This window comes from Arthrobacter sp. JCM 19049, from assembly GCF_001310435.1.
Map to the genome: position 1 here is coordinate 1 of NZ_BAXF01000338.1, position 2,400 is coordinate 2,400.

At 65.6% G+C, this 2,400-nt stretch carries 3 protein-coding genes and 2 pseudogenes; 2 read left to right on the forward strand and 3 right to left on the reverse strand.

Features of this window, described 5'->3' with window-relative positions:
* Positions 1 to 228: pseudogene (locus JCM19049_RS11830) on the reverse strand (hypothetical protein); the annotation flags it as partial.
* 240 nt (positions 229 to 468) lie between these two features.
* Here JCM19049_RS11830 and JCM19049_RS11835 point away from each other — a divergent pair.
* A pseudogene (locus JCM19049_RS11835) lies at positions 469 to 1,115 on the forward strand (sigma-70 family RNA polymerase sigma factor).
* Between the two features lie 2 nt (positions 1,116 to 1,117).
* Positions 1,118 to 1,378 carry a mycothiol system anti-sigma-R factor gene (gene rsrA, locus JCM19049_RS11840; RefSeq protein WP_054821692.1) on the forward strand — a complete coding sequence of 87 codons (261 nt, stop codon included), beginning with the start codon at positions 1,118 to 1,120 and terminating at the stop codon, positions 1,376 to 1,378.
* A gap of 332 nt (positions 1,379 to 1,710) precedes the next feature.
* Here the strand turns inward: rsrA and JCM19049_RS23535 are convergent, their stop codons facing one another.
* Positions 1,711 to 1,785 carry a 50S ribosomal protein bL37 gene (locus JCM19049_RS23535; RefSeq protein ID WP_374700303.1) on the reverse strand — a complete coding sequence of 25 codons (75 nt, stop codon included), beginning with the start codon at positions 1,783 to 1,785 and terminating at the stop codon, positions 1,711 to 1,713.
* Between the two features lie 195 nt (positions 1,786 to 1,980).
* On the reverse strand, positions 1,981 to 2,400 hold a 420-nt coding region (locus tag JCM19049_RS11845; protein ID WP_374700302.1), incomplete at its 5' end, for a GDSL-type esterase/lipase family protein.

Below are 2,400 nucleotides of genomic sequence, written 5' to 3' on the forward strand. Positions count from 1 at the left end.
GGCGCACCGTGGTGGACCGGTCATCCTGCACCGTGCGCTCAACACCCACCCCAGGGCGGCCAGCGCGTCCAGCATCAGCTCGCTGTCGCGGCTGATCAGCGTGTTGTGGATCGTGCACTGCCCGTCGGCCAGGGCGGCGAGCACCAGATAGCGGTTGGTCAGGGACTTGGAGGCGGGCACCAGCACGGTCGCGTTGATCGGTTCGGTTACGGACGGGGCATCCCACATCGGGTGGTCGCTGACATGAGCCGGCACGTGTTCTTCGCACTTCCTTCGCTTGGTTTCCAGGCCCGGTCCCCAGGTGACAGGCCCTAGCAGAATCCTACCGTGGGCACCGGGAATTATCCGGTCTGGGCGGGTGTTGGAATGAGTGTGACGAGACTGGAAGGAACCATGGGAACAACTGCAAGTGCCCCCTCGGCCGTCGCGGTCCTGCCCCGACCGGCCGGTGAGCGCGTAGACTGGGCGATGATGACGGAAAATACTTTGGGTTCCGGCGTGCCCGATCCCGCTCAGGAAACCGACGAGCAGCGCCGCGAGCGTTTGAGCGCGACGCGATGCAATACGTCGACCAGTTGTATTCGGCGGCCCTGCGCATGGCGCGCAACCCGGCGGACGCCGAGGACCTGGTGCAGGAGGCCTACACGAAGGCGTTCTCCGCGTTCCACCAGTACAAACCGGGAACCAACCTCAAGGCCTGGCTCTACCGGATTCTGACCAACACGTACATCAACCTGTACCGCAAGCGCCAGCGCGAACCCCAGCGCACCAGCACGGACACCGTCGAGGACTGGCAGATGGCCCAGGCCGCGGACCACACGCCCACGGGGCTGCGTTCGGCGGAGGTCGAGGCGCTGGACCGGCTGCCGGATTCCGATGTGAAGGCCGCGCTGCAGGCGATCGGCGAGGATTTCCGCCTGGCCGTCTACTTTGTGGACGTGGAGGGCTTCAGCTACAAGGAAGCCGCCGAGATCCTCGGGGTGCCCATCGGCACGGTGATGTCGCGATTGCATCGGGGACGGAAGAACTTGCGCGAGTTGTTGGCTGACTACGCCAAGGATCGGGGAATGCCCGCGGCGGTATCCCACTCCAAGGCCAAGGGAGCGGAGAAGTAGAAATGGATTGCTATTCACTGGGCGACTGTGCTGATTCCCGGCTGGTGCGCATCTACAACTATCTCGATGGCGCGCTGACCCTGGAGGACATCAAAGAGGTCAAGCGGCACCTGGAGCACTGCCCGGAATGCACCGAGCAGTACGACCTGGAGTGCATCATCCGATCGGTGGTGCGCCGCAGCTGCCAGGAGCACGCCCCGAGCCAGCTGAAGGAAAAGATCATGGTGCGCATCTCGCAGATCCGGGTCGAATCCGGGCACTAGCCGCGGCCTTGCGCCCCACGGGAACACCACAACTGCATACGGTTCGGTACCCACCGGTTTGCCCGGTGCCTACCACCACGACGCACCCAGCCGTCGACACCAGCACTCCGGCCGATCGGCCGGCACACCGGTGTCGGCGGCTGGTGCTATGCGGGGCGGAGATAACGCGCATCGCCCGGGCGGAGTTTGACCTGCCGGGCTTTGCTGCCTCGGGCCAGGGGAGAACGCCGTCGGGCGAAGAGCGGGCAGGAGGCCGGTGCAGGGGCAGGATAAAGAAATCCCCGCAGGGCACCGGGAAAATCTGGTGCGCTGCGGGGATCATCCATATCAGCTTATGCGTTGGGGCGCTTGCCGTGGTTTGCTGAACGCTTACGGCGGTCCTTACGCTTACGTGCGCGCTTCGACATAGTGCCTCCTTAGATAGGGATTGCGATACCGCCGCCAGTAGGCGGTGGTCCGGCAACCATTGTTTCACATGCGGGAGGGCTTTGTCGTTTGTGGCGTGCCACACGCGCGTCGTGTCAGTGGGGCACAGTGCCGTGCTGCGCGGGGATGTGACCAAGCGCGCCAAGAGATGCACGGCCAGATCCCGGGCGGGCGGCTTAGCCTTCGCTTGGCTCGGGAAGCTCCATCCAGTTGTACCAGCCGCGGTGCAGCACCAGCCACGCCATCAGCCCGTAGCCGGCCTGTCCGGGCACCCCGCCGTTGGCGGTGAGGTCCGCGCGCCACTGGGTGTGGGCGCGCAGCGGGGTGAATGTGTCGATGTAGTGGTGGTTGCGCCGCAGGGCCACATCCGAGTAGACGCGGTTCAGTTCGGCGACCCGTTCGTTGCGGGCGTCGTCCAGCCCAGGGGCGGGACCCACCAGCAGCGCCTTGATCGACATCTGGCTGGCGGAGTCCAGGATGTTGGCCAGGTTCAGCCGGCTGCGGGCGGTGGAGACCTCAAGGTCAACGTCCCGGTCGGACAGGGCGATCACCAGCCGGTTCTCGACCCGGTCGCCAAAGCGCCGGGTCGCCTCGCC